The organism is Acidovorax sp. 62, from assembly GCF_002754495.1.
GTDB lineage: Bacteria > Pseudomonadota > Gammaproteobacteria > Burkholderiales > Burkholderiaceae_C > Acidovorax.
On record NZ_PEFJ01000001.1, the window covers coordinates 1463300 to 1489759 of the forward strand.

Consider the following 26460-nt stretch of genomic DNA (forward strand, 5'->3'; position numbering starts at 1 on the left):
TCAAGGCGGCTGCAAGTGGCCGGGGTAGTTCACGCTGTGACCTCCACACCCATCATCATCGTGCCCGGTTGGCGCGATTCCGGCCCCGGGCACTGGCAAACCCTGTGGGCAGACCGCCTGCCTGAGGCGCGCCGTGTAGTGCAAGACGACTGGATCACGCCCACCCGCGCCGCCTGGGTCGCGCAGCTGGAGAAAACCGTGCTAGCGCAGGAGCAGCCGGTGGTGATCGTGGCGCACAGCCTGGGCTGCATTGCCACCACCCACATGGGGCCCGAGGCTGCGGCGCGGGTGCGCGGTGCGCTGCTGGTGGCCCCGGCAGACCCCGAACGCCGTGCCATCCTCAGTGACTTTGCCCCTGTGCCTTACGCAGCGTTGCCGTACCGCAGCATTCTGGTGGCCAGCAGCAATGACCCGTACTGCCCGATTCGCTTGGCCGGCGCCTATGCCCGAGCATGGGGCAGCGAGTTTGTGCGCATGCAGAACGCAGGCCATATCAACGTGGAATCCGGGCACGGCGAATGGCCTTTGGGCCGGGCGCTGCTGCAATCGCTGACGGACGAGGGCGGTGGCGGTACTGAGTGGTCTGCATCGCCTGCCCAAGTACCCGAGTCGGTGGCCGCCAATTTGCTATGAAATGAATAGCTGCTAGCGCTTTATCTGATTGCGCTAGGGGCATATTTTGTCTAAACCCTGGGAGGCGACAGTGGCGCAGTGTGCTCCACAGGCCTCGGGCGCGTCACGGTGCACAGGCTGTACGCTTTTCTATATTCCACAGTTTGATTAATTTAAAAGAATATATTCTTTTGAGTTTTAAGAGGCTGTTGTACACAATGTGACACCTTCAGCTTTTTTGAGCGACGCGACATGACTTCTTTGAAACTCAAGACCCTTTTGGCTGCTTTGGCCCTGACTGTCAGTGGCGTGGCTGGCGCCCAGAACGCGCTGCTCAATGTGTCATACGACGTGGCCCGTGAGTTCTACAAGGACTACAACGCCGCCTTCATCGCCCACTACAAGAAGACCACCGGGCAAGACGTGAAGGTGGACCAGTCGCATGCAGGCTCCAGCGCCCAGGCGCGTGCCGTGAACGACGGCCTGGCGGCTGATGTGGTCACCATGAACACCACCACCGACGTGCAGTTTCTGGCCGACAGCGGTGTGGTCGCGAAAGACTGGACCAAGAAATTCCCGCACGACGCATCGCCCACCACCTCGACCATGCTGTTCTTGGTGCGCAACGGCAACCCCAAGAACATCAAGGACTGGGAAGACCTCATCAAGCCCGGCGTGCAGGTGATCGTGGTGAACCCCAAGACGGGCGGCAACGGCCGCTACGCCTACCTGGCCGCGTGGGGCGCCGTGCGTGAAAAGGGCGGCACCGAGGCGCAGGCCGCCGAATTTGTGGGCAAGCTCTACAAGAACGTGCCCGTGCTGGCCAAGGGCGGGCGCGATGCCACGGCCACCTTCCTGCAGCGCAACCAGGGCGATGTGTTGATCACGTTCGAGTCCGAAGTCGTGTCGATCGACCGTGAGTTTGGCGCGGGCAAGGTCGATGCGGTGTACCCCTCGGTGAGCGTGGTGGCCGAGAACCCCGTGGCAGTGGTCGAGCGCACGGTGGCCAAGAAGGGCACCGGCGCATTGGCCAAGGCTTACCTGGACTACCTGTACTCTGAAGAGGCCCAGGAAATTGCCGCCAAGCACGCCATCCGCCCCCGCTCGGAGGCCGTGCTCAAGAAATACGCCGACACCTTCAAGCCCCTCAAGCAATTCACCGTGGCCAAGTACTTTGGCTCGCTGACCGAAGCGCAAAAAGTGCACTTCAACGACGGCGGTCAGTTCGACAAGCTCTACACCCCGGGTGCCAAGTAAGGCCCGCGCACCTCACTACCTCTTCATATGACCACTGCGAATGCTGTGGCCGCAGCCCCGGCCGGTCGGCGTGCGCCCAAACGCGTGCTGCCCGGCTTCGGGCTGTCGCTGGGCTACACCCTGTTTTATCTGAGCATCATCGTGCTGATCCCGCTGTCGGCACTGATCTTCAAAACCTTCACGCTCACCTGGGAGCAGTTCTGGGCCGCCATCAGTGCGCCGCGTGTGATGGCGTCGTACCGGCTGACCTTCGGCGCCTCGTTCCTGGCGGCGCTGGTCAATCTGGTGTTCGGCCTGCTGATCGCCTGGGTGCTGGTGCGCTACAAGTTTCCGGGCAAGAAAATCGTGGACGCGCTGGTGGACCTGCCTTTTGCGCTGCCCACCGCCGTGGCGGGTATCTCGCTCACGGCTTTGCTGGCGGGCAATGGCTGGGTGGGCAGCATTCTGGAGCCCATGGGCATCCAGCTGGCGTTCAAGCCTGCGGGCATCGTGATTGCGCTCATCTTCATCGGCCTGCCGTTTGTGGTGCGCACCGTGCAGCCCGTGCTGGAAGACGCCGAGAAAGAGCTGGAAGAAGCCGCCACCTGCCTGGGCGCCACGCGCCTGCAGACCTTCACCAAGGTCATCCTGCCCTCCATCACCCCTGCGCTGCTCACCGGCTTTGCCATGGCGTTTGCGCGGGCGGTGGGTGAGTACGGCTCGGTCATCTTCATCGCAGGCAACATGCCCATGGTTTCTGAAATCACGCCTTTGATCATCATCGGCAAGCTGGAGCAGTACGACTACGCAGGCGCGACCGCCGTGGCCGTCGTCATGCTGGTGATCTCATTCATCTTGCTTTTGGTCATTAACGCATTGCAGGCCTGGCAACGCCGGCACACGGGGGCACCAGCATGAGCGGCAGCAACTCCCGAACCATTCGCCGCGCGCAAGCGGGCACGACCGAAGCGCCCTGGGTACGCTACACGCTCATTGCCGTCGCACTGGCCTTCATGCTGCTGTTCCTGGTGCTGCCGCTGGCTGCGGTGTTTGCCGAGGCGCTGCGCAAAGGCTTTGGCGCCTACCTGGAGGGCCTGCGCGAGCCCGATGCCTGGTCGGCCATCAAGCTCACGCTGATCACCGCGCTGATTGCGGTGCCGCTGAACCTGGTGTTTGGCGTGGCCGCCGCTTGGTGCATTGCCAAGTACGAGTTCAAAGGCAAGGCGTTTTTGACCACGCTGGTGGACCTGCCGTTCTCGGTGTCCCCCGTGGTGGCGGGCCTGATCTATGTGCTGATGTTTGGCGCGCAGGGCTGGTTTGGCCCGTGGCTGCAGGCGCACGACATCAAGATCATCTTCGCCGTGCCCGGCATTGTGCTGGCCACCGTGTTTGTGACTTTTCCGTTCATCGCCCGCGAGCTGATCCCGCTGATGCAGGCGCAGGGCAACGACGAGGAGCAGGCCGCCATCGTGCTGGGCGCCACCGGCTGGCAGACCTTTTGGTACGTGACGCTGCCCAACATCAAGTGGGGTCTGCTGTACGGCGTGATCTTGTGCAACGCGCGCGCCATGGGCGAGTTCGGCGCGGTGTCCGTGGTGTCCGGCCACATCCGGGGGCAGACCAACACCATCCCGCTGCACGTTGAGATTCTCTACAACGAGTACCAATCCGTGGCTGCGTTTGCCGCAGCCTCGCTGCTGGCCTTGCTGGCCCTGGTCACCCTGGTCATCAAGACCGTCGCCGAACACCGCAATGAGCAGGCATTGAAGGCTGCGACCGACTTGCCGCCCGAGCGTCCTGCCGACGCCGCTGCCCGTTGAACTGCCCGCTGAAGGAAGAAACACCATGAGCATTGAAATCCGTAACGTCAGCAAGCAGTTTGGCGACTTCCATGCCCTGCGCGATGTGAGCCTGGACATTGCCTCCGGCGAACTCATCGCACTGCTGGGCCCCTCGGGCTGTGGCAAGACCACGCTGCTGCGCATCATCGCGGGGCTGGAGACGGCTGACGTCGGCACCATCCATTTCAGCGGCGAAGACACCACCGACGTGCATGTGCGCGAGCGCAACGTGGGCTTCGTATTCCAGCACTACGCACTGTTCCGCCACATGACCGTGTTTGAGAATGTGGCCTTTGGCCTGCGCGTGAAGCCCCGTGGCGAGCGCCCGAGCGAAGCGCAGATCAAGCAGAAGGTGATGGACCTGCTCAAGCTCGTGCAGCTCGACTGGCTGGCCGACCGCTACCCCTCGCAGCTGTCCGGCGGCCAGCGCCAGCGCATTGCGCTGGCCCGCGCCCTGGCGGTGGAGCCCAAGGTGCTGCTGCTCGATGAGCCCTTCGGCGCCCTGGATGCCAAGGTGCGCAAAGAACTGCGCCGCTGGCTGCGCCGCCTGCACGACGAACTGCACGTGACCAGCATCTTCGTGACCCACGACCAGGAAGAAGCCTTGGAAGTGGCCGACCGCGTGGTGGTCATCAACCAGGGCCGCATCGAGCAAAGCGGCTCGCCCCAGCAGGTGTGGGACCAGCCCGCCAGCCCGTTTGTCTATGGCTTTCTGGGCGACGTGAACCTGTTCCACGGCCGCGCCCACGAAGGGCTTGTGCACCTCGACGGCATGCAGATCGACTCGCCCGAGCACAGCCAGGCGCAAAACGCCAAGGCGTTTGCCTACGTGCGCCCGCACGACCTGGATGTGGAGCGCTACTCACCGGGCGCCGGGCTGGACGCCGAAGGCCGCCCACGCGGCATCGTGGCCCAGCTGAGCCGCGCCATTGTGGTGGGCCCCATCGCGCGGTTGGAACTTATTCCCTCCCAAGACCACAAACCAGCGGACAATGCGTCCCCAGACTCCTTGATCGAAGCGCAGATCCCTGCGCAGCAGTTCAAGGAGCAGGGCTTTAAAGAGGGCGAAACGCTGGTGGTGACACCGCGCCGCGCCCGCGTATTTTTAGATCACGCTGCGGGGATCTGAGCCGGTTTTCTTAGGAAAGCTGCTCGCGATGCAGTGGCTTTCAGCGGATGGTGATTCGACCGCATAACTAGGCGGGGCGCCGCAGACAGTGCTTTGGCACGGCAAGGCGCCCCAACGACGTTAGGCGGTTGAAGGACCATACGCCACAAGGATAAGAATGATGGTGTTGAACTGGATCGATCAGGCCCCGCGCCGTGTGCTGGCACTGATCAGCGTGGCTTGCGTGGCAATGCTGGCCTTTGGCATGTACTTGCAGCATGTGGTGGGCCTGGAGCCTTGCCCCATGTGCATCGTGCAGCGGTATGCTCTTATTTTGGTAGCTGTCTTCGCTGCATTGGCGAGCGCCAGGGGCGCAAAAGGCTGGTGGATGGGCTGGACTGTCCTGGCCGTGGTGGCCTCGGGTTTCGGCGCCTTCGTTGCCGCCCGCCAAAGCTGGCTGCAGTGGTACCCGCCCGAAGTCGCCACCTGCGGCCGCGACTTCTACGGCATGATCGAAAACTACCCCATCGGCCGCGCCATTCCCATGATTTTCCGAGGCTCGGGCGACTGCACAGCCATTGACTGGACCTTCCTGGGTGGCTCCATCGCCAACTGGTCGTTTATCTGCTTTGTCGGCTTTGGGCTGGTGCTGCTGGCTTTGCTGGTGCGCGGCTTCAAGGGTGGCCGCCGCAGTGCTGCAGGGTACTCGGCGGCTTGAAAAGTCTGGCGGGTACCGACTTGGCAAAAGGCGCTCTGTAGAGCGCCTTTTGTTTTTGTCCGCACGCTCAACGGCATCCTTCCGCGTGCTGATGGGTGAGCCTGGGCTGGCATTGCAGCGGTGGACAGCAGGCGGGTCGAGAAGGGAGGCTGGTTTGTCAGCGGCGCCAATGCCTGGCTGGTCGAGCTGCTTCGCAGGCCTGGTGCCAACGACCAGCTTTGCAATGCCGCGGGCACGCTGCCTGTAGTTGCGGGCTGTCAAGGGCACACGGTGCCACCAATGTGCACGGGGGCAGTCTGGGCTATTCCGCTGCTTTTGCCGCTTCCATCTGGCCCGCAGTGAATGGGCTTGCGCCCGGAGTCAGAAAGGGGGCGGAAGTGCCAGCCGACTCAACCCGATTGCGTCCTGCGGCCTTGCCCCGGTAAAGCGCTGCATCGGCGGACCGCATGGCGCCCTCCAGTTCCGGGAGGCTGGAGAAATCGCCTGAAACCCCGATCGTGACCGTGCAGCGCAGCGGTTGGTCAGAGCCGCTGATTTCGATGGTTTGATTTTCAACCGCCTTGCGCACACGCTCTGCCAGCTGCAGGACACCCGCACCATCACTGCCTGTGCAGATGGCGATAAATTCTTCGCCGCCGATACGGCCTGTCAGATCGCCACGGCGCACTGTGCCGCGCAGCACTTCTGCTACGCGGCACAGTACGGCGTCTCCGATCTGGTGGCCATGGGTATCGTTGATGCGTTTGAAATGGTCGACATCCAACAGCATCAAGAAGGCCGGAGTCGCCTGGCGGAGATTGAAATACCGGTCCAGCGCTTCGGAGAGCCCTCTGCGGTTGAGCAGTTGCGTCATCGGATCACGCGCTGCCATGTGGCTCAAATCATCGGTCAGGCGCCGCAGCACCAGCCAAACGATGGAGGGCGGCACTACGGTGGCCAGGGACGACATGTAGATGTAGAACACCATCTGGAAATGGCTGTCCATTTGCAATGCGTCCAGGCCACCCTCCAGAACCTTCACGCATTTGATGGCGTTGAGTACACAGATGCCTCCGATCAGGAACGCAAAAAATGCCATCTCCCAATGCAAATGCTTGGCAAACGTGCGAACACCGTAGAGGGCCGTCAGCGCCATCACCAGGAACAGCAGCGCCGACATTCCTGACAGCAAGGCGTAGCGCGCCACAGGCCCCAAGCTCCACTGCACCAGCACCTGCAAGGTGGCGTACGCGATGGCAAATGCAATCAACGGCCGCAACAGGGGGGCGGGGTAGCCAAAAAACCGCATGACCCCGAGCCCGTAGGCAATGGGAGAGGCCAGCGTGAGGGTGTGGTTGAGCACGCTCATCACGCTCCAGGCGGGGCCGCCCTCCACCAGCTGGAGCACATAGGCCAATCCCAGCAGGAGGTTGCCCAGGGCAAAAAAGTCCATGCCCATCTTCTTGCCGTGCAGGCGTTTGCTGATGAGCAAAAACATGACGGCGAAGCACAGCAGGTGTGCACACAGCATGCCAACGAGAACGTATGCAACCATCTGGGCGTGACTGGTCAGTGATGGAGCCCGGCGCTGTCGCAGGGGGCGAAAGTTGTCACAGGATGGGGAAACAACACCCCCTCCGTCCCATCTACCCACGCAGGCAGCTTGTGCATCACGCTCTCCAGCAGCTCGCTGGCCTGCCAATGCGCAAGCCATGCCTGCAAATGGGGCCAGGGCTGCGCTTGCCACCACGTTGCATCAATGCCCGCAAACTGGCGCACAAACGGTGCGATGGCTATGTCTGCCAGGGCCGCGCGATGGCCGAACAGGTGGGGGCGGGTGGCCAGGCGGGTGTCCAGCACGCTCAACCAAGCCACGGCGGTGGCACGCGCGGCACTCACGTCGGCGCCGGGGTAGCGGTTGGGGTATTTGCAGCGGTCCAGCGCCTGTTTGAAGGGGCCGTCGCATTCGGCGATCAGTGCCTGCATGTCGGCCCGCGTGCCTTCGATGGGAGACAGCCAACCGTCGGGGTCGTGTTGCGCCAGGGCCCAGAGCATGATGTCCAGGCTTTGCTCCAGCACGTGGCCATCTGGCAGCACGAGCACGGGCACGGTGCCTTTGGGCGAGGCTTGCAGCAGGGCCTGGGGCTTGTTCTTGAGGACCACCTCGCGCAGTTCGCACGCCTGCCTGCTCACCGCCAGGGCCAGCCGGGCACGCATGGCGTAGGGGCAACGGCGAAAGGAGTAGAGAACGGGGAGGGCGGTCATGCAGCGTCTTCCGTGTCGCCTGCGTTGTCTTTGCCTTCTTTGACTTCTTGCGTGCTGGGCCGTGCAGAGCTGCTGGGCTGGCGTGCGCCGATGTGTTCCTGGCCGCGTTGGGCCGCCAGCTGCATTTGCCGCTCGCGCTCGGCCAGGGCGCGTTCTTGCTCGGGCGTGCGGGTGCCGTGGCAACAGGGACAGCTCACGCCTGGCACGTAGTGCGGGTGTGCCAGCTCGGCTTCGCCCAGCGGCATGCGGCATGAGCGGCACAGCTGGTGCGGGCCGCGCACCAGGCCGTGGCCTACGGAGACCCGCTCATCAAACACAAAGCACTCGCCCTGCCAGCGGGTGGCTTCCTCGGGCACGGTCTCCAGGTATTTGAGGATGCCGCCCTCGAGGTGATAGACCTCGTCAAAGCCTTGCGACTTGAGGAAGGCGGTGGATTTTTCGCAGCGGATGCCGCCAGTGCAGAACATGGCCACCTTCGGGTTGCCTGCCAGCACGCCGCCGGGCTGCGATTGTTGCGCCACCCAGTCCGGAAACTCGGAAAAGCTCTTGGTGTGCGGGTTGATGGCGCGCTCGAAGGTGCCGATGCCCACTTCGTAGTCGTTGCGCGTGTCGATGACCACCACGGCCGGGTCGTCGATGAGGGTGTTCCAGTCGCTGGGCTTGACGTAGGTGCCTGCGTTGCGCGCGGGGTTCAGGCCGGGCACGCCCAGGGTGACGATCTCTTTTTTGAGCCGCACACGCATGCGGTAGAACGGCAGGGTGCTGGCGGGCGCCTCTTTGTGCTGCAGGGCTGCAAAGCGGCTGTCGCTGCGCAGCCAGGTCAGCACGGCGTGCACACCTGTCGGGGTGCCTGCGATGGTGCCGTTGATGCCTTCGTGCGCCAGCAGCAGCATGCCGCGCACGCCGTGGGCCTCGCACAGGCTTTGCAGGGGCCCTTGCAGTGCGGCAAAGTCGGGCAGGTCGACGAACTGATAGAGGGCGGCGGTGATGAAGCGGGAAGTGACCGGGTCCACGAGATGGGCGGGTAGAACGCGAGTAGGTGGCGAAGATGGATGAACCGGAGGATGATAGCCGTCACCTTTCGTTACGATGTCGGGTTACCAACGCTGCCGCCAGGTGAATCGCATGAGCAAGGAATCCACTATCCATCTTTTTCGCCGGCTGGAGCAGCTCAATGGCATTGGGGCGGCATTGTCGCGCGAGCGGCACATTGAGCGGCTGCTGGAAAACATTTTGGAAGCCGCCAAGACCATTACTGGGGCGGATGGCGGCACGCTGTACAGCGTGACGGAAGACCAGGCGGCCCTGAAGTTCGAGATCTTGCGCACCGACTCGCTGGGCATACGCCTGGGGGGCACCACGGGCAAGCCCATTGATCTGCCTTTGCTGCCCCTGCGCACCACCGATGGGGCTCCCAATGACTCGCTGGTGGCGGCGCACTCGGCCATCCACGACCGCACAGTGAACATTGCCGATGCCTACAGCGAGCAGGGCTTCGACTTTTCCGGCACACGCGCTTTTGATGCGCGCACAGGGTATCGTTCGCAGTCGTTCCTGACGGTGCCCATGAAGAACCACGACCGTGAGCTGATTGGCGTGCTGCAGCTCATCAACGCACGCGACCCGGAGACGGGCGAGGTGATGGCGTTCTCGCAAGCCGACCAGAGCCTGGCCGAGTCGCTGGCCTCGCAGGCCGCTATTGCACTCACCAACCGGCTGCTGGTGTCGCAGCTTGAGCGCCTGTTCGAGTCGTTCGTGAACCTCATCAACCTGGCCATCGATGAGAAATCGCCCTACACCGGGGGCCACTGCCAGCGCGTGCCAGCGCTGACCATGATGCTGGCCGAGGCGGCCCATGCCGTGCAAGAGGGGCCGCTGGCCCACTTTGCCATGACCGACCGCGACCGTTACGAGCTGAAGATGGCCGGGCTGCTGCACGACTGCGGCAAGATCACCACCCCTGTGCACGTGGTGGACAAAGCCACCAAGCTGCAGACGCTGTACGACCGCATTGGCACGGTGGACACGCGCTTTGAAGTGCTCAAGCGCGATGCCGAGCTGGCCGCCCTGCGGCGCCAGTTGGCGCTGCGCCCGGTGGTCGATGCGGCGGCCGAAGCCCAGGTGCAGCAGACCTTGCAGCAAGAGCTGGCTGCGCTGGACGCCGACCGTGACTTTTTGCGCAAGGCCAATATCGGGGGGGAGGCCATGTCGGCGGCAGACCAGCAGCGCGTGCGCGACATAGGTGTGCAGCGCCAGTGGCGCAACCCGCAGGGCCTGCAGACCAGCTTCCTGACGGCCGAAGAGGTCGAGAACCTCACCATCCGCTCGGGCACGCTGACGCAGGCCGAGCGCGACATCATCAACCACCACATCGTGGCGACCAACAAGATGCTGGAGACGCTGCCCTGGCCGCGCCACCTCAAGAACGTGCCCGAATACGCGGGCGGCCACCACGAGCGCATGGACGGGCGCGGCTACCCCAAGGGCCTGACGCGCGACCAGATGTCAGTGCAGGCGCGCATGATGGGCATCGCCGATGTGTTTGAAGCCTTGACGGCCGCTGACCGGCCCTACAAGAGCGGCATGAGCCTGTCGCAGGCGCTGGGCATCATGGCCAAGATGCGCGATGGCGGGCACATCGATCCGGACCTGTTCGACGTGTTCGTGTCCGAGGGCGTGCACCTGCGCTACGCGCAGGAGTTTTTGGAGCCTGCGCAGCGCGACATGTGACGGGTTTTGCATGCCGATTGCTATTAAATGTATAGCTGCTAGCGCTTGTAGGTAAAGCGCTAGGCCGTCTTTTTACTCTTGGCTTTGGGCTTGCTGCCTGCCGCCTGCGGCGCATAGGCACGCAAGAAGGTTGCCACAGCGCGGTCGGCCAGGGCCTGGATCTCCTCAGGCGGCAGGGGGGGCAGGTCTTTGTAGTACCAGCGCACCTGGATTTCGCACTGCACCAAGGCCCCGAACTGTAGCGCTGCGACAAAAGGCGCATCCTGGCGCAGGTGTCCATGCTCCATGGCGCGGGTGAAAAAGGCTGAGATTTCACCCATGCCGCGTTTGGGGCCCGCCTCGTAAAACAGCTCGCCCATGTTGGAGTGTCCGGCCTCGGCCAGCACCATGCGGTGGGTGGCAATCATCTCCTGCCGGCACATGAAGGTCGCCAGCTTTTCTCCAAACCGGCCCAGCACCTCGGCAATGCCTTGCTGCATGTCGTGCGCAGCAAGCTCTGCAAAAGACGCCTGGATGTGCTGTTCGCCCGCAGCCTGCGTCACGGCCTGGAACAACGCCTCCTTGGACGGGTAGTAGCCGTAGATGGTGGACTTGGAGCCGCCAATGCGGCGAACGATCTCGGCCATGGATGCGCGCTCAAACCCGAACTCCAGAAAGACCTGCGAGGCGATTTCCAGAATCGCCTCGCGGCGTGCTTCCGTGCGAACTTTCATGCCGTACTCCTGTGAATAACGCTTAACCGTACCGATGAGTCCATTTTTGCTTGACAGACTGAATGTGTCAACTTGATAATCGGCAATACCGTACCGTTCGGTACAGTTAAATCGTGTTTTCAATTTGTCAGGTCGGGCGTGCCAAAGCGCCTGGGCCGAGGAGCCTTGTTCATGCGCTTGCATCCTGCTATTCAACGACCCGTGGCCGTATTGGCCGCCGTTTCCGCCCTGGCACTGGCCGCCTGCGGCGAAGCACCCCAGCCCCCGGCCACTGGCGGCGGGGGCGTGCCCCAGGTCCGGGTCATCACCGTGCAAGCCCAGCGCCTGCCGCTGACCACCGAGCTGCCCGGCCGCGTGGCCCCGGCGCTGATCGCCGAGGTGCGCCCCCAGATCACCGGGCTGGTGCTGCAGCGCCGCTTCAAGGAAGGCAGCGATGTGAAGGCGGGCGATGTGCTCTACCAGATCGACCCCGCCACCTACCGCGCCAATGTCGATAGCGCCCAGGCCACCCTGGCCAAGGCCGAGGCAAACCTGGTCACGGTGCGCCTGAAGGCCGGGCGCTTCAAGGAGCTGTCGGCCATCAAGGCCGTGAGCCAGCAGGATGCCGACGACGCCGCCGCGTCGCTGCTGCAGGCCGAGGCCGAGGTCAGCGCCGCCCGCGCCACGCTGCAAACCCAGCGCATCAACCTGGACTACACCCGCATCACCTCGCCCATCAGCGGGCGCATCGGGCGCTCCAGCGTCACGCCCGGTGCGCTGGTCACGGCCAATCAGGCCGGTGCCATGGCCACGGTGCAGCAGTTGGACCCGATCTACGTGGACGTGACGCAGTCCACCAGCACGCTGCTGGCCCTCAAGCGCTCGATGGACGCAGGCACTCTCAAAAGCGGTACCGCCAAAGTGCGCCTGGTGCTGGAGGACGGCAGTGTGTACGCGCAGCCCGGCAAGCTGCAGTTTTCGGACGTGACGGTGGACCAAAGCACGGGCGCCGTGACGCTGCGCGCCGAGTTCCCCAACCCCCGCGCCGACTTGCTGCCAGGCATGTATGCCCGCGCCGTGCTGGAGGAGGGCGTGCTGGAGCAAGCCCTGCTGGTGCCCCAGCCCGCTGTGGGCCGCGACACCACCGGCAAGCCCTACGTCTTTGTGGTGGATGGAGAAGGCAAGTTGCAGCAGCGCAGCCTGACTGCCGACCGTGCCGTGGGTGACCAGTGGCTGGTGACGGATGGCCTGAAAGCAGGCGACACCGTGGTGGTGGAAGGCCAGCAAAAAGCGCGTGCTGGCCAGCCGGTGCAAACCCAGCCCTACACCCCCGCCGCCTTCAAAAAGACGGAAGCCGTGCAGAAGATGGCCGCCGCGAGTAGCGCCGAAGCTGCCCCCTCCAGCGCCCGTTGAACACCCCGCAAAGAGAATCCCATGGCCCGTTTTTTCATCGACCGCCCCATCTTCGCGTGGGTGCTTGCCATCATCACGATGCTGGCAGGGGTGATGGCAGTGCTGACACTGCCCATCGCCCAATACCCCACCATTGCGCCGCCCGCCATCGCCATCTCGGCCACCTATCCGGGCGCCTCGTCCAAAACGCTGGAAGACACCGTCACCCAGGTCATCGAGCAGAAGATGAAGGGGCTGGACAAGCTCTCTTACATCGCTTCGACCAGTGAGTCCTCGGGCAGCGTGACCATCACGCTGACGTTTGAGAACGGCACCGACCCCGACACTGCCCAGGTGCAGGTGCAAAACAAGCTGGCCCTGGCCACGCCGCTGCTGCCGCAAGAGGTGCAGCAGCAGGGCGTGCGCGTGACCAAGTCGGCCAACAACTTCCTGAACGTGCTGGCCTTTGTGTCGGAAGACGGCAAGCTCAACGGCTCGGACTTGTCCGACTACGTGGCGGCCAACGTGCAAGACCCGATCAGCCGCGTAGAAGGCGTGGGCGACACGACGCTGTTTGGCTCGCAATATGCGATGCGCGTCTGGCTGGACCCGAGCAAGCTCAACAGCTTCAACCTGACGCCGCTGGACGTGAAGAACGCCATCCAGGCGCAGAACGCGCAGGTGTCTGCCGGGCAGCTCGGCGGCCTGCCATCCACGGCCAACCAGCAGCTCAATGCCACCATCACGGCGCAAACGCGCATGAAGACGGCCGATGAGTTTGCAGGCATCTTGCTGCGCACCCAGGCCAACGGCGCCGCTGTGCGCCTGAGCGATGTGGCGCGCATTGAGCTGGGCGGCGAGAGCTACGCCACGGTGGCCCGTTTCAACGGCATGCCCGCTGCGGGCCTGGCCATCAAGCTGGCCACCGGTGCCAATGCGCTCAACACCGTCAAGGCGGTGGACGCCAAACTGGCTGAGCTGGGCAAGTTCTTCCCGCAGGGCATGAAGGTCATCAAGCCTTACGACACCACGCCGTTTGTGCGCATCTCCATCCAGGAAGTGGTCAAAACCCTGGTCGAGGCCGTGGTGCTGGTGTTTGTGGTGATGTACCTGTTCTTGCAGAACTTCCGCGCCACGCTCATCCCCACCATTGCGGTGCCGGTGGTGCTGCTGGGTACCTTTGGTGTGCTGGCGGCGTTTGGGTATTCGCTCAACACGCTGACCATGCTGGCCATGGTGCTGGCCATTGGCCTGCTGGTGGACGATGCCATTGTGGTGGTCGAAAACGTAGAGCGGGTGATGAGCGAAGAGGGCTTGTCGCCCCTGGAAGCCACGCGCAAATCCATGGGCCAGATCACCGGCGCGCTGGTGGGGGTGGCCCTGGTGCTGGCCGCCGTGTTTGTGCCCATGGCCTTCTTTGGCGGCTCTACGGGTGTCATCTACCGCCAGTTCACCGTCACCATCGTGTCGGCGATGACGCTGTCGGTGCTGGTGGCCATGATCCTCACGCCCGCCTTGTGCGCCACGCTGCTCAAGCCCATTCCCAAGGGGCACGGGTTGGCCACAAAAGGGTTTTTTGGCGCCTTCAACCGTGCTTTTGACCGCAGCAACCGTGGCTACCAAAGCCTGGTGCAGCGCATGCTCCAGCGCGGTGGCCGCTGGATGGTGGGCTACGCCATTTTGGTGGTGGCCGTAGGCTTTGTGTTCACCAAAATCCCCGCAGGCTTCTTGCCTGAGGAAGACCAGGGCACGCTGTTTGCCATCGTGCAACTGCCCCCAGGCACCACGCAAAGCAACACCGAAAAGGTGCTGGACCAGGTGCAGCACCACTTTCTGGAAGAGCAAAAAGACGCGGTGGACTCGATCTTCACCGTGGCGGGCTTCAGCTTTGCGGGCAGTGGGCAGAACACGGGCTTTGCCTTCGTCAAGCTCAAGCCCTGGGGCGAACGCACGGCGCCGGGCCTCAAGGCCCAGGCCGTGGCCAACAAGGCGATGGGTGCTCTCTCGCAAATCCGCAATGCCTCGGTGTTCGCGTTTGCGCCGCCTGCGGTGTCTGAGCTGGGCAACGCCAGCGGGTTCGACCTGATGCTGCAAGACCGCGCCAACCTGGGCCACGACGCCCTGATGGCCGCACGCAACCAGCTGCTGGGCGCGCTGATGCAAGAGAAGGGCCTGGTGGCCGTGCGCCCCAATGGCATGGAAGACGCGCCCGAGTTCCGCCTAGACATTGACGAGCACAAGGCGGGCGCGCTGGGCCTGTCCATGGCCGACATCAACAACACGTTTTCGGTGGCGTGGGGCAGCAGCTATGTCAACGACTTTCTGGACAAGGGCCGGGTGAAGAAGGTCTTCTTGCAGGCCGATGCGCCGCACCGCATGGCGCCCGAGGACATTGGCAAATGGTTTGTGCGCAACAGCAGCGGCACCATGGTTCCGTTCAGCGCGTTCTCCACCTCGGGGTGGATCACCGGCTCGCCCCGCCTGGAGCGCTACAACGGCGTGCCCTCGGTGGAAATTCTGGGCATGGCCCTGCCGGGCGCCATGTCCAGCGGCCAGGCGCTGGACTTGGTGGAGCGCCATGCGGCCGAGTTGCCCGCGGGCATTGGCTTTGAGTGGACGGGCGTGTCGCGCCAGGAGCGCGAGGCGGGCGGCCAGGCCATGCTGCTGTATGCCGTGTCCATCCTGGTGGTGTTCCTGTGTCTGGCGGCGCTGTACGAGAGCTGGTCGATTCCGTTCTCAGTGCTGCTGGTGGTGCCGCTGGGCGTTCTGGGCACGCTGGCGGGCGCGGTGCTGACGTGGAAGATGAACGATGTGTACTTCCAGGTCGGGCTGCTGACCACGGTGGGGCTGGCGTCCAAAAATGCCATCTTGATCGTGGAATTTGCCAAGGAGCTGTATGCGCAGGGCCACTCGCTGGTCGAGTCGGCCATCACGGCGGCACGCATGCGGCTGCGGCCTATCTTGATGACATCGCTGGCGTTCATCTTGGGTGTGCTGCCGCTGATGCTGAGCAAGGGCGCGGGCGCAGGTGCGCAAAACGCGCTCGGCACGGCCGTGGTCGGTGGCATGGTCACCGGCACGGTGCTGGCCATCTTCTTCGTGCCGCTGTTCTTCGTCATCGTGCAAAAGCTGTTTGGGCGCCAAAAGCCCGCCTCTGGTGCTGATGTGCACGCTGCCACCCCTGTTTTGTCGGAAGGCCACTGAAATGCCCCGTTCCCTGACTTTGTCCCTGCTGGCCGCCGCCCTGGTGCTGACCGGCTGTGCTAACCTGGCCCCCACCTATGAGCAGCCCGCTGCGCCCGTGCCGGCGGCCTACCCGGATGCGGCCGACGGCGGCACTCCACAAAGCGGCGCTACCGGCGACATCGACTGGCGCACGTTCTTTGCCGATGCCAAGTTGCGCAGCCTGATTGAGCTGGCCTTGGCGAACAACCGCGACCTGCGTGTGGCCGTGCTCAACATCGAACAGGCCCGCGCCCAATACCGCGTGCAAGATGCGCAAACCTTGCCCACGGTGAACGCCACGGGCAGCGGCACGGCAGCGCGCACCCCGGCCAGCCTGTCGGGCGCAGGCACGGCCATCACCAGCCACCAGTACAGCGCCAACCTGGGCGTGAGCGCGTATGAGCTGGACCTGTTTGGCCGCGTGCGCAACCTCAGCAACCAGGCGCTGGAGCAGTTTCTGGCCACCGAGCAGGCCCGCCGCACCACGCACATCAGCCTGGTGGCCGAGGTGACCACGGCCTACCTCGCCTGGGCTGCCGACCTGGAGCGCCTGGCTTTGGCGCAAGAGACCTTGCGCAGCCAAAGCGAGTCGTACCGCCTCACCCAGACGCGGTTTGAGCTGGGCGCAGCCTCGGCCCTGACGCTGCGCCAGCTGCAAACCAGTGTGGAGAGCGCCCGCGTGGACGTGGCCCGTTACACCGGCCAGGTGGCGCAAGACCGCAACGCCCTGGCGCTGCTGCTGGGCACGCCAGTGCCTGATACCCTGGCGCCTGAGGTGCTGGGCGACACGCTGAACGCCTTGCCTGCGCTGCCTGCGGGGGTGCCGTCCGACCTGCTGCTGCGTCGGCCCGATTTGTTGCAGTCCGAGCATCAGCTCAAGGCCGCCACCGCCAACATTGGCGTGGCGCGGGCGGCGTTCTACCCGCGCATCAGCCTGACGGCCACGGCGGGCAGTAGCAGTGCGGACTTGTCGGGCCTGTTCAAGGCGGGCTCGGGCAGCTGGAGCTTCATCCCCCAGATCAGCCTGCCCATTTTTGATGGCGGTGCCAACCAGGCCAACCTGGACAGCGCCAAAGCCGCACAAGGCATTGCGCTCGCGCAGTACGAAAAAGCCATCCAGACCGCCTTCCGCGAAGTGGCCGATGCGCTGGCCCAGCGCAGTGCCGTGGGCGACCAGTTGCAGGCGCAAAACGCCCTGGTGCAGGCCAGTGGCGAGGTGCTGCAGATGTCGCAAGCCCGGTTTGACCGGGGCGTGGACAGCTACCTGGATGTGCTGGACGCCCAGCGCTCGTGGTACGGCGCGCGCCAGACCCTGATCGGCACCCGCCTGGCCCAGCTGACCAATGGCGTCACGCTGTACAAGGCGCTGGGGGGCGGTTGGTCGGGCAGTGCGTCCACCCTGTAGCGCACGCCCCCATGGCCCGCAGAACGCAGGAACAGGCGCAGGCCACCCGCCAGCGCATTCTGGAGTCTGCCGCGCAGCTTTTTGCGGAGCGTGGCTGGGCGCACAGCGCCATGCAAGAGGTGGCCCACCGCGCTGGCGTGACGCGTGGTGCGGTGTATTGGCACTTCAGGGACCAGAGCGACTTGCTGGAGGCGTTGCTGGACGAAACGCAGCTGCCCTGGCAAGTGGTGCGGCCCTTGCCCAGTGCCGTGCAGGCGGGCAGCCCTTTGGCGTTGCGGCAGGCGCTGGTGCGCCTGGGCACAGCGCCTTTGGCCTGGCTGGAGGCCTCCGTGCCAGCCCAGCGCTTGCTGTGCATCCTGGGGCCGTGGAGCGTGGGGCAGGGCCACGAGCGGTTGGTGGAGGTGCAGCAGGCCCACCGCCAAGCGGGCCTGCTGTGCTTTCAAAACGCATTGGCCCAGGCCGCCGCCCAAGGCGCGCTGCGCCCAGGCATTGAGCCTGCGGTGGCGGCCTTGGGCGTGTTCGCTTTGGTGGAGGGACTCATGCAGCAGTGGCTGCGCCAGCCAGGGGCGTTTGGCCTGGCAACCGTGGGTGCCAGCGTACTGCAGACGCACTTGGCAGGGGTGTTTGTGGGCTGACGGGCCACAGCTTTTCAAAGATGTTTGCTATCAAAAGCGTAGCTTCTTGCGCTTATTTATTAAGCGCTAGAGGCCTATTTGGTTAACTGTCTTCAAAGGGCGCCTGCTTTGCTTCAGGCACCGCCGCATCGGGCGCGGGCAGGCCTGCGCTGGCCGAATGGGCTTGCGCCAGCAGCCACTGTGCAAACGCCTGCATGGCGGCTGTGGCGCCGCGCGACTGCAGGTGGGTGAGCCAGTAGGCACCGCGCTGCAGCTCTAGCGCAAAGGGTTGCACCAGCCGGCCTTGCTGTAACTCGCGGGTGAAGAGGGCCACCGGCAGCAGGGCCACCCCGGCGCCTTGGGCGGCGGCTTCGGCCAGCGTCAGGGACGAATCAAACACCGCGCCCCGCAGCACCGGGCAGGGCAGGCCCGCCGCTGCAAACCAGGCGGTCCACTCGTCGGCGCGGTAGCTGCGCAGCAGGGGCAGCCGGGCCAGGTCGGCGGGCTGCTGCAGGCCCTGCGCCAGGGCGGGTGTGCACATGGCCGACAACGGGGCTTGCAAAATGCGCTCGGCGTGCGTGCCATGCCAGGCCCCGTCGCCAAAGCGAATGGCGTAGTCCAGCCCTTCGCCCGCCATATCGACCCGGTTGTTGTGGGTGAGCAGGCGCAAGTCCACAAACGGGCAGCTTTGCTGAAAATGCCGCAGCCGGGGCAGCAGCCAGCCTACGGCAAAGGTGCCCACCACGCCCACCGTCAGCACCTCGCGCGGGCGGGGGTCGCGGATCTGCTCCAGCGCGGCTTCCATGCGGGCAAAGGCGTCGCTCAATGTGGGCAGCAGCGCCTGCCCCTCATCGGTCAAGGCCAGGCCACGCGGCAGGCGGCGAAACAAGGGCTTGCCCAGGCGTTCTTCCAGGTTGCGGATGTGCTGGCTCACCGCTGTTTGCGTCACATGCAGCTCTTGCGCCGCACGGGTCAGGTTCAGGTGCCGGGCAGATGCCTCAAAGGCACGCAGGGCGTTCAGAGGCAGGTGCATGGCGTGGTGGCAACTGCTGGCGCAGGTGCAGGGTGATGCATAAGTTTTTCTGGGGGCTGGGTGCAATTATTGCCGCTGGTGGGGGCCTTGCATCCCCCGTATCGTTCGCATCTTTCTCAAACGAGGTGAATGATGGCGATGCAAAGACGAGAGTTTTCCTGGGGGCTGGCAATGGCTGCACTGATGCCCCTGTGGGGTTGTGCTGCAGCGCGCACACCCGGTGCGGCCGTGGCGCAGCAGTGGCAGCAGGCCCTGGCCCAGATCGAGCGCAACGCACAGGGGCGGCTGGGCGCAGCCCTGCTGGACACGGGCAGCGGCCTGGCGCTGGGCTGGAGGCAGGACGAGCGCTTTGCCATGTGCAGCACCTTCAAGCTGCCCCTGGCGGGCTGGATGCTGGCGCTGGTAGACCAGGGCAAAGAGCGGCTGGATGCCCGGGTGCAGTACCCGGCCAGCGAGGTGGTGGACTATTCGCCGGTGAGTGGCTCCAAGGCCGGGGCCGGTGGCGGCCTGACGGTGGGCGAGCTGTGCTCTGCCACCGTGAGCCTGAGCGACAACACCGCCGCCAATCTGCTGCTGGCACGCCATGGTGGCCCCAGCGCGCTCACGGCCTACCTGCGCACCCTGGGCGACACGGCCACGCGGCTGGACCGCAACGAGCCCACGCTGAACGAAGCCGCTGTAGGCGATCCACGCGACACCACCACGCCCCTGGCCATGCTGCAGACCATGCAAAAGCTGGTGCTGGGCGATGCCCTCACGCCCGCGTCTCGCGCCACGCTGCAGCGCTGGCTGGTAGAAACAAGCACGGGCGACAAGCGCCTGCGGGCAGGTGCACCGGGCTGGAGGGTGGGGGACAAAACGGGCACGGCGGGCAGCAGCGGCACTACCAACGACATCGGCGTGCTGTGGCCCCAGGGCGGTGGTGCGCCCGTGCTGCTGACCTGCTACCTCACGCAGTCCAAGGCCAAGCCCGAACAACGCGAAGCCGCCATTGCCGAGGTGGCGCGCAGCGCCTTGGCCGCATTGGCGGCGTCAGCCGTGTAAGGCTCCAAAGCACTGGCAAGCGCAGCGGTCGTTGTCCTGCCGGGCGGGGGCAGAGCGTGGAAAGTGAAAAGGACCAAGGCGAGCCAAAACGGGCCCGCCGATCAGAACAGTTCTACGTCGTCGTTGGCCACCTTGGTGGCCAACTCGCCTGAGGCAATCAGGTCTTCATAGAACCGAACCTGGTTGCGGCCGTGCTCTTTGGCGTAGTACAGGGCTTGGTCGGCCTGGCCCAGGATTTCCACCGGGGAGCCGTGCGAAGTGCCCACAAAGCCCAGGCTCACCGTGACGTTCCCTACTTGCGGGAAGTGGTGCTCTTGCACCGTCTCGCGGAAGCGGTTGAACACCTTGTGGGCTTTGCTCAGGGTGGTGTTGCGCAGCAGCACCACAAACTCTTCACCACCAAAGCGGAAGATGCGGTCGTGCGAACGGAAAGACGTGCGCAGGATGTTGGCAATCAGGATCAGCACTTCGTCGCCGTACAAGTGACCAAACCGGTCATTCACCAGCTTGAAGTGGTCAATGTCCACCACGGCCAGCCAGTTCTGCACCGGCTCGCTTTGGGTGAGCACTTCTTCCCCAATCATGGACTCCGCGTTCTTGGGCCGGTTGCTGCTCAGGCCTGGCGAGGCGGTGCGCGCAAATTGCTCGTCAAACGTCTTGCGGTTGAACAGGCCTGTGAGCGCATCGCGCTCGGAGTAGTCGAGCAGGCTCTGGTAGTTCTGGTAGACCAGGAACACGCCTTTGAGCACATCGAGCTTGTGAGCCGAGAAGGGGCGCGACTGCGTGATTTCCAGGCAGGTGCTGACCTTTTCGTGCATCCACACCGGCAGCCACAGGGTGTGGCGACCGGGGCGTGGGTTGGCCAGGGCACTGTCGCCTTGCTTGGTTACGCATTCAAACAGCTCGGGGTAGCGTTCCAGCGGCTCCTTGCGGGGGTCTGCTGCGGCTTCAGAGTCGGTGGATACCAGCTGCCCCTCTTGTACCCAGGTGCGTGGCCGGATGTGCGGCTCGCCCTGGTCGGTAAAGAGTTCCAGCGCCCGCACTTCCTTGATGCTGCTGAGCTTTTGCAGGGTGGAGAGCACCGACACTTCAAGCCGCAAGTGATCGCGGTGGCCGGTCATTTCAACCAGGTGTTGCAGTATGGGCTTCATAGTCAAGGAAGTACGTACAGCCGTGTCAGGGCATTAATTGCGGCGTGTGAACACGATATCCCACACCCCATGCCCCAGACGCAAGCCGCGGTTTTCGAACTTGGTGAGTGGACGGTACGCAGGTTGCGGGGCGTAGCCTTCGGCCGTGTTGACGAGCAAGGGCTCCTGGCCCAGCACTTCAAGCATTTGCTCTGCGTAGGGCTGCCAGTCGGTGGCGCAGTGCAGGTAGCCACCGGGCTTGAGGCGGGCGGCCAGCTTGGCCACCAAGGGCGACTGGATCAGTCGGCGCTTGTTGTGCTTGGTCTTGTGCCAGGGGTCTGGAAAAAAGACATGGACACCATCGAGCGTACCCAGGGGCAGCATGTGGTCAATGACTTCCACGGCGTCGTGCTGGAGGATGCGGATGTTGGTGATGTCGTGCTCGCCAATGCGCTTGAGCAGCGCACCCACGCCGGGTTCGTGCACTTCGCAGCACAGAAAGTTGTCATCGGGGCGCACGCGGGCAATGTGAGCGGTGGCCTCGCCCATGCCGAAACCGATTTCCAGGATCAAAGGTGCGGCGCGGCCAAAGGCGGCGGGGGCATCCAGCGGCGCGGCTTGGTAGTTCAGCAAAAAGCGGGGGCCCAGGTCTTCAAAGGCCTTGGCCTGGCCTGTGGTCGTGCGGCCAGCGCGGCGCACGAAGCTCTTGATGGTTTTGGGATAGGCCACACCAGCGGGGGCAGCGCCCGCTGTGGACGTGGGCAAAGCGGTGGGCTCTGCGTCAAGGGAAATATTGTTCTGTTCGATCACGATGCGCCATTGTAGATTCGCGGCCATGCCTTGGCCCACAGCGCCAAGGCATCTGCTACAGAAATGTTGTGTGGATGTGCCAGCGCAGGCAAACCCAGGGCCTGCGCGGCTTGGCGCAGTGCGGCCAGTGGGTCGCTCAGGTCCAGTGCCGCTGCACCGTTTTGTTTGGAGAGCTTTTCGCCATTGGCACCCAGCACCAGCGGGGTGTGCAGGTAGGTGGGGGTGGGCAGGCCCAGGGCTCGTTGCAGCAGGATTTGGCGGGGCGTGTTGTCGGCCAGGTCCTCGCCCCGCACGATGTGGGTGATGCCTTGCTCGGCATCGTCGACCACCACGGCCAACTGGTAGGCCCACAGGCCATCGGCCCGTTTGAGCACAAAGTCGCCCACGGCTTGGCAAACATCCTGGGCTTGCTGGCCCAGCCTGCGGTCGTGCCAGATCAGCGTGTTGGATGCTATTGAATTGATAGCTTCTTGCGCTTTTTCTGCGCGCCCTGGAGGGTGTTTTTCGATAAAACTCTCCGTGTGGAAGCGCCATGCCCTGGCCGGGCGCCCGTGCAGCCCGGTGCGGCAGGTGCCGGGGTAGGGCAGCGCCGCATGCCGCTCTTTGGCATGGCCGCGTGCGGTGTGGGCTTCTTCAATTTCTTTGCGCGAGCAGGCGCAGGGGTAGGCCAGCCCCTGAGCGCACAGGGCGTCCAGTGCAGTTTGGTACAGCGTGCCGCGTTGTGATTGCCAAACCGGCGGGGCATCGGGGTGCAGGCCGCAGCGCTCCAATTGGTGGAGGATGGTCTGGTCGGCCCCGGGGATGCAGCGCGGGGTATCGACATCCTCCAGCCGCACCAGCCATTGGCCTTGGGCGGCGCGCGCATCCAGCCAACTGGCCAATGCGGCCACCAAAGAGCCCGCATGCAATGGCCCGGTGGGCGAGGGTGCAAAGCGCCCCACATAGCCACGGGTATTTGCAACGTTCGTGCCTCCAGCCAGGGTCATTTCACGGCGAGCGCCAGCTCCAGTCCGGAGATGAAAGCGTCTTCCAGGCGATGTCCCAGGCACCAGTCACCACAGGCACCCAGCCCCAGGCTGGCATCCCAGACATGGCTTTTGCCCAGTGCGTGGGTGGTTTGGGCATAGGTCCAGCGCTGCAGGGCGGCGTGGGCAGGCTCGGCGCGCAGGCCGGTCACTTCGGCAAAGGCTTTGAGCAGCTTGGCCTGCACGCGGGCCTCGCTGTCTTGCAGATGCTCTGCCGACCAGGCGGGGTTGGCCTGCACCGTCCAGCGCTCAACAGAGCCTCGGCCGGGTTTGGACGATTCACGCGCCAGCCAGGCAATGCGGTGGTGGGTGCTGCGGGCCACGTTCCATTGGGGGCCCAGCGTAGCCAGATCCGGGCGCACTGCCTGGGGGTAGGCCAGCATCAGTGTCCAGCAGGGCGCAATAGCGACCTTGGCCAGCGATGGGGTCAGGGTGCTGTCAATGGCCGACTTGGCCAGCAAGGCTTGCGTTGCGGTGGCTGGCTGGCTCAGCAGCACGGCATCAAAGCCTGCGTACACATGCTGCGAGCCGCCGGGTCCCTCGGTGCGCACCTGCCAGCCGATGGGGTTCAACGAATCCCTTTCAATGCGATGGACTTGCGCGTTCAGCTGGATGCGTCCGGCTTGCTCCAGCGGCTGGGCCCAGGTGGCCACCAGCGACTGCATGCCGGGGCTGGCCACCCAGTGCGCTTCGCGCGACAGCAGCCCGGGCGAGGTGACGCGGCCCGAAGCGTCCAGCACGCGCACGTTGTTGGCACTCCAGGGCTTGCACAGGCCGGGCACGGTGTCGATGGCGCGCGCAAAGCGCGGGTCGCGCACCGTGAAGTACTGGGCGCCAGCATCAAACGAGCCAAAGGCGCTATCGACAGTGGCCGTGCGCCCGCCGGGGGCGGCAGCCTGCTCAAACACCGTCACCTGGTGGCCAGCCTGGACTAAGGTGCGGGCGCAGGCAATGCCTGCCATGCCTGCGCCAATGATGGCGAAGTGGCGGGCGCCTCGGCCAGGGGCGGCGGCTGTGGCCGGGGAGGATGTGTCGGTGCGTCGGGGCCGCTTGGCGGGGCGAGGGATGGTTTTGCTCATGGGTTGCCTTTCGGTGACAGCGTAAGAAGACGGTCGACAATGAAATCCAACAAGGCCCACTCTACACGCGTGCCAGGGTGTTTCGGGTCAGAAATGGTGGTGGTTTTCCAGCAGAGCCTTGCGAGTGGCGGGGCTTTGCAGTTGCTGCAGCCACCATTGCAAGGCCCGCCCCGGCGCTGTAAAACCTGGGCCGCCCCATGCGTAGTGCAGCCGCACATAGCGCTCAGGGCGCGCCACGCGCTTGGCCACCAGGCGGCCTGCTTCCACATAGGGGCGCACCATGGGCTCGGGCAAAAAGCCGCCACCCAGGCCCCGCAATTGCACCTGCACCTTGGCCTGCATGGTGTCCACTGTCAGCACGTCTTGCCCGCCCAGCAAGCCCATGGTCATGCCGCCCCGCAAGGCCGAGTCGGCCACGGCCACGGCGCGGTGGCGCAGCATGACGGCATCGGTGATGGGCTCGGGCATGTTGGCTAGGGGGTGGTGTGGGGCCACGACATAGATGAACAGCAAGTCGCCCAACAACTCTTGCTGCAAACCCGCGACATCTGAGGCCATGCCAGACACGCCGATGGCGAGATCGGCCCGCCCGGAGGTCAGCGCCTCGCGGGTGCCGGTCATGATGCCGTCGCGCAACTTGAGCCGGGTGGGGGGCGACATGGCGTAGAACGCATCGACCAGCTCCAGCATGGTGTGGGGGGAGATCACGCCGTCGATAGAGAGTGTGAGCTGTGGCTCCCACCCCGTGGCCACGCGGCGCACGCGGTTGGCCACCGCATCGATGTCTTGCAACAGGCGATTGCCCTCGCGCAGCAACTCGGCCCCGGCCTCGGTTGGCTTGGCTTGCCGGGCGCTGCGGTCAAACAGCAGCACATCCAGCGCATCCTCAATCTGCCGTACCCGGTAAGTGAGTGCGCTGGGCACCAGCCCCAGTTGGCGCGCTGCGGCGGCAAAACTGCCCGCCTCGGCAATCACTTGCAGCATGGTCAGGCTGTCCGGGGTCAGGACATCGCGTGCGTTTTGCATGGTGGGCTTATTTTTGTTCAAGCATTTTGAATGATGCCATCAATCGATCAGAGCCAGAAGGCCGCAGGCGAGGCCTACAGTGGAGGCATTGAAAGGAGCAATCACCATGCTGACTGTTCGTAAATCCCAAGACCGAGGCTACGCCGACCATGGCTGGCTGCAGTCGTTCCACAGCTTTTCATTCGCAGGCTACTACGACCCACAGCACATGGGTTTTGGCAACCTGCGCGTCATCAACGAAGACCGTATTGCCCCTGGCACGGGCTTTGGCACCCATGGCCACCGCGACATGGAAATCATCAGCTATGTGCTCTCTGGCGAGCTGGCCCACAAAGACAGCATGGGCAATGTCAAAGGCATTCCGCCGGGCGATGTGCAGCGCATGAGTGCGGGCACGGGCGTGATGCACAGCGAGTTCAACCATGCCGAGGGGCAAACCACGCACTTCCTGCAGATCTGGATTGAGCCCAATGTGCGCGGCATTGCGCCGGGCTATGAGCAAACCGGTTTTTCTGCGGCTGAAAAGCGCGGGGCCTTGCGCTTGGTGGCGTCGCCTGACGGAGCCTTGGGCTCTGTCACGATCCACGCCGATGCATCGCTGTATGCTGGCCTTTTTGACGGCGCAGAAACGGCCACCTTGCCATTGAAGACCGGGCGCAAGGGTTATGTGCACGTGGTGCGCGGGCAAGTGCAGGCCAATGGAGAATGCCTGCGCACCGGCGATGCCGCCATGCTGGTGGACGAGCCGTTTGTCACCCTGTCCGCAGGGCAGGACGCTGAGGTGCTGGTGTTCGACCTGGAAGGTTGACGCCTGCATGGGCCCTTCATTGCGCAGGGCCCGCTTTGAAGTTTGTTTCGTTGTCAGTCGTTTTTCATCACAGGAGCTTTCATGTCTCAAATCGTTGTGGTTTATCACTCCGGCTATGGTCACACCCAGCGCGTGGCGCAACTGGTGGCCGAAGGGGCTGGCGCCCAGTTGTTGGCCATCGATGCCGACGGCAACCTGCCCGAAGGGGGCTGGGACACTCTCAATGCTGCCGATGCCATCATCTTCGGCACCCCCACCTACATGGGTGGCCCCAGCTGGCAGTTCAAAAAGTTTGCCGATGCGTCGTCCAAAGCCTGGTTTTCACGCGCCTGGCAAGACAAGGTGTTTGCCGGCTTCACCAACAGCGCCAGCTTCAATGGCGACAAGCAAGTGACGTTGGTGTACCTGCAGACCCTGGCGTCGCAGCACGGCGGCCTGTGGGTGAGCCTGGGCCTGATGCCTGCCAATGCCAAAGCCGCTACGCGCAATGATGTGAACAACCTGGGCGGCTCGGTGGGCTTGCTGGTGCAGTCTCCCTCCGATGCCTCCGTGGCTGAAATCCCCCAGGGTGACCTGGACACCGCCAAGCTGTTCGGCAAGCGCGTGGCCGACATCGCGGCGCGTTTCAAGGCTTGATTTGTCTTTGACGTGAGTGCGTGGCTGGGCGGCCGTGGTGCCGCCCAGCCAC

The 26460-nt window shown here is 64.3% G+C and carries 24 protein-coding genes; 14 read left to right on the forward strand and 10 right to left on the reverse strand.

Features of this window, described 5'->3' with window-relative positions; genetic code table 11:
- The first annotated feature begins 36 nt into the window (after positions 1-36).
- The 6 genes from CLU86_RS06485 to CLU86_RS06510 all read left to right on the forward strand — a co-directional run bounded on the left by CLU86_RS06485 (position 37) and on the right by CLU86_RS06510 (position 5515).
- Positions 37-633, forward strand: a complete 597-nt coding sequence (locus CLU86_RS06485) for an alpha/beta hydrolase (protein ID WP_099741054.1) — start codon at positions 37-39, stop codon at positions 631-633.
- A gap of 231 nt (positions 634-864) precedes the next feature.
- The gene (locus tag CLU86_RS06490; RefSeq protein WP_099655355.1) at positions 865-1869 is read left to right on the forward strand and encodes a sulfate ABC transporter substrate-binding protein; all 1005 of its coding nucleotides are present in this window, start codon (positions 865-867) and stop codon (positions 1867-1869) included.
- 27 nt (positions 1870-1896) lie between these two features.
- On the forward strand, positions 1897-2766 hold the full coding sequence (cysT, locus tag CLU86_RS06495) for a sulfate ABC transporter permease subunit CysT (RefSeq protein ID WP_099655356.1): 870 nt from the start codon (positions 1897-1899) through the stop codon (positions 2764-2766).
- The gene (cysW, locus tag CLU86_RS06500) at positions 2763-3668 is read left to right on the forward strand and encodes a sulfate ABC transporter permease subunit CysW (RefSeq protein ID WP_099741055.1); all 906 of its coding nucleotides are present in this window, start codon (positions 2763-2765) and stop codon (positions 3666-3668) included. Before cysT ends, cysW begins: the two co-directional genes overlap by 4 nt.
- A gap of 25 nt (positions 3669-3693) precedes the next feature.
- Positions 3694-4818, forward strand: coding sequence for a sulfate/molybdate ABC transporter ATP-binding protein (locus CLU86_RS06505; protein ID WP_099741056.1), 1125 nt, complete (start codon positions 3694-3696; stop codon positions 4816-4818).
- Between the two features lie 160 nt (positions 4819-4978).
- Positions 4979-5515: a disulfide bond formation protein B gene (locus tag CLU86_RS06510; RefSeq protein WP_099743358.1), complete on the forward strand. Its 537-nt coding sequence runs from the start codon at positions 4979-4981 to the stop codon at positions 5513-5515.
- Between the two features lie 301 nt (positions 5516-5816).
- Here CLU86_RS06510 and CLU86_RS06515 read toward each other — a convergent pair whose 3' ends face one another.
- From CLU86_RS06515 to CLU86_RS06525, 3 genes are read right to left on the reverse strand one after another with little or no spacing between them, the layout of a single operon-like run.
- Positions 5817-7049 carry a GGDEF domain-containing protein gene (locus CLU86_RS06515; RefSeq protein WP_099741057.1) on the reverse strand — a complete coding sequence of 411 codons (1233 nt, stop codon included), beginning with the start codon at positions 7047-7049 and terminating at the stop codon, positions 5817-5819.
- 14 nt (positions 7050-7063) lie between these two features.
- Entirely contained in the window at positions 7064-7759 is a 696-nt protein-coding gene (locus tag CLU86_RS06520) for a glutathione S-transferase (protein ID WP_099741058.1), read from the reverse strand.
- Positions 7756-8772 (reverse strand): rhodanese-related sulfurtransferase, encoded by a 1017-nt coding sequence (locus CLU86_RS06525; protein ID WP_099741059.1) that lies wholly within the window; start codon positions 8770-8772, stop codon positions 7756-7758. Before CLU86_RS06525 ends, CLU86_RS06520 begins: the two co-directional genes overlap by 4 nt.
- 112 nt (positions 8773-8884) lie before the next feature.
- Here CLU86_RS06525 and CLU86_RS06530 point away from each other — a divergent pair, with 112 nt between their 5' ends.
- Positions 8885-10489 carry an HD family phosphohydrolase gene (locus CLU86_RS06530; protein WP_099743359.1) on the forward strand — a complete coding sequence of 535 codons (1605 nt, stop codon included), beginning with the start codon at positions 8885-8887 and terminating at the stop codon, positions 10487-10489.
- Between the two features lie 59 nt (positions 10490-10548).
- Here CLU86_RS06530 and CLU86_RS06535 read toward each other — a convergent pair whose 3' ends face one another.
- A complete protein-coding gene (locus tag CLU86_RS06535) occupies positions 10549-11202 on the reverse strand; it encodes a TetR/AcrR family transcriptional regulator (protein ID WP_158236317.1) in 654 nt (217 codons plus the stop codon).
- A gap of 171 nt (positions 11203-11373) precedes the next feature.
- Here CLU86_RS06535 and CLU86_RS06540 point away from each other — a divergent pair, with 171 nt between their 5' ends.
- From CLU86_RS06540 to CLU86_RS06555, 4 genes are read left to right on the forward strand one after another with little or no spacing between them, the layout of a single operon-like run.
- Positions 11374-12594, forward strand: coding sequence for an efflux RND transporter periplasmic adaptor subunit (locus CLU86_RS06540; protein WP_099741061.1), 1221 nt, complete (start codon positions 11374-11376; stop codon positions 12592-12594).
- A 21-nt stretch (positions 12595-12615) separates the two neighbouring features.
- A complete protein-coding gene (locus tag CLU86_RS06545) occupies positions 12616-15777 on the forward strand; it encodes an efflux RND transporter permease subunit (RefSeq protein ID WP_099741062.1) in 3162 nt (1053 codons plus the stop codon).
- A 1-nt stretch (position 15778) separates the two neighbouring features.
- Positions 15779-17203, forward strand: a complete 1425-nt coding sequence (gene adeC, locus CLU86_RS06550) for an AdeC/AdeK/OprM family multidrug efflux complex outer membrane factor (RefSeq protein WP_099741063.1) — start codon at positions 15779-15781, stop codon at positions 17201-17203.
- Between the two features lie 11 nt (positions 17204-17214).
- Positions 17215-17838 carry a TetR family transcriptional regulator gene (locus tag CLU86_RS06555; protein ID WP_099741064.1) on the forward strand — a complete coding sequence of 208 codons (624 nt, stop codon included), beginning with the start codon at positions 17215-17217 and terminating at the stop codon, positions 17836-17838.
- An 82-nt stretch (positions 17839-17920) separates the two neighbouring features.
- On the opposite strand, the gene CLU86_RS06560 is transcribed toward CLU86_RS06555, so the two are convergent.
- Complete coding sequence (locus CLU86_RS06560; protein WP_099741065.1) at positions 17921-18850, reverse strand: LysR family transcriptional regulator; 930 nt, start codon at positions 18848-18850, stop codon at positions 17921-17923.
- Positions 18851-18988: 138 nt separating this feature from the next.
- Between CLU86_RS06560 and bla the strand changes: the two genes are divergently transcribed.
- Positions 18989-19894 carry a class A beta-lactamase gene (gene bla / locus CLU86_RS06565; protein ID WP_099743360.1) on the forward strand — a complete coding sequence of 302 codons (906 nt, stop codon included), beginning with the start codon at positions 18989-18991 and terminating at the stop codon, positions 19892-19894.
- Between the two features lie 101 nt (positions 19895-19995).
- On the opposite strand, the gene CLU86_RS06570 is transcribed toward bla, so the two are convergent.
- The 5 genes from CLU86_RS06570 to CLU86_RS06590 form a co-directional block, all read right to left on the reverse strand.
- Positions 19996-21045 (reverse strand): GGDEF domain-containing protein, encoded by a 1050-nt coding sequence (locus tag CLU86_RS06570; protein WP_099741066.1) that lies wholly within the window; start codon positions 21043-21045, stop codon positions 19996-19998.
- A 33-nt stretch (positions 21046-21078) separates the two neighbouring features.
- Positions 21079-21861, reverse strand: a complete 783-nt coding sequence (gene trmB / locus CLU86_RS06575) for a tRNA (guanosine(46)-N7)-methyltransferase TrmB (RefSeq protein ID WP_199175099.1) — start codon at positions 21859-21861, stop codon at positions 21079-21081.
- The gene (gene gluQRS / locus CLU86_RS06580; RefSeq protein WP_099741068.1) at positions 21831-22820 is read right to left on the reverse strand and encodes a tRNA glutamyl-Q(34) synthetase GluQRS; all 990 of its coding nucleotides are present in this window, start codon (positions 22818-22820) and stop codon (positions 21831-21833) included. The genes trmB and gluQRS overlap by 31 nt, the downstream gene beginning before the upstream one ends.
- Positions 22817-23938 carry an NAD(P)/FAD-dependent oxidoreductase gene (locus CLU86_RS06585; protein WP_143226674.1) on the reverse strand — a complete coding sequence of 374 codons (1122 nt, stop codon included), beginning with the start codon at positions 23936-23938 and terminating at the stop codon, positions 22817-22819. Before CLU86_RS06585 ends, gluQRS begins: the two co-directional genes overlap by 4 nt.
- A gap of 87 nt (positions 23939-24025) precedes the next feature.
- Complete coding sequence (locus CLU86_RS06590; protein ID WP_099658614.1) at positions 24026-24964, reverse strand: LysR family transcriptional regulator; 939 nt, start codon at positions 24962-24964, stop codon at positions 24026-24028.
- A 106-nt stretch (positions 24965-25070) separates the two neighbouring features.
- Here CLU86_RS06590 and CLU86_RS06595 point away from each other — a divergent pair, with 106 nt between their 5' ends.
- Both CLU86_RS06595 and CLU86_RS06600 read left to right on the forward strand, forming a co-directional pair.
- The gene (locus CLU86_RS06595; protein ID WP_099655371.1) at positions 25071-25772 is read left to right on the forward strand and encodes a pirin family protein; all 702 of its coding nucleotides are present in this window, start codon (positions 25071-25073) and stop codon (positions 25770-25772) included.
- 81 nt (positions 25773-25853) lie between these two features.
- Complete coding sequence (locus tag CLU86_RS06600) at positions 25854-26408, forward strand: flavodoxin family protein (protein ID WP_099655372.1); 555 nt, start codon at positions 25854-25856, stop codon at positions 26406-26408.
- Positions 26409-26460: the final 52 nt, after the last annotated feature.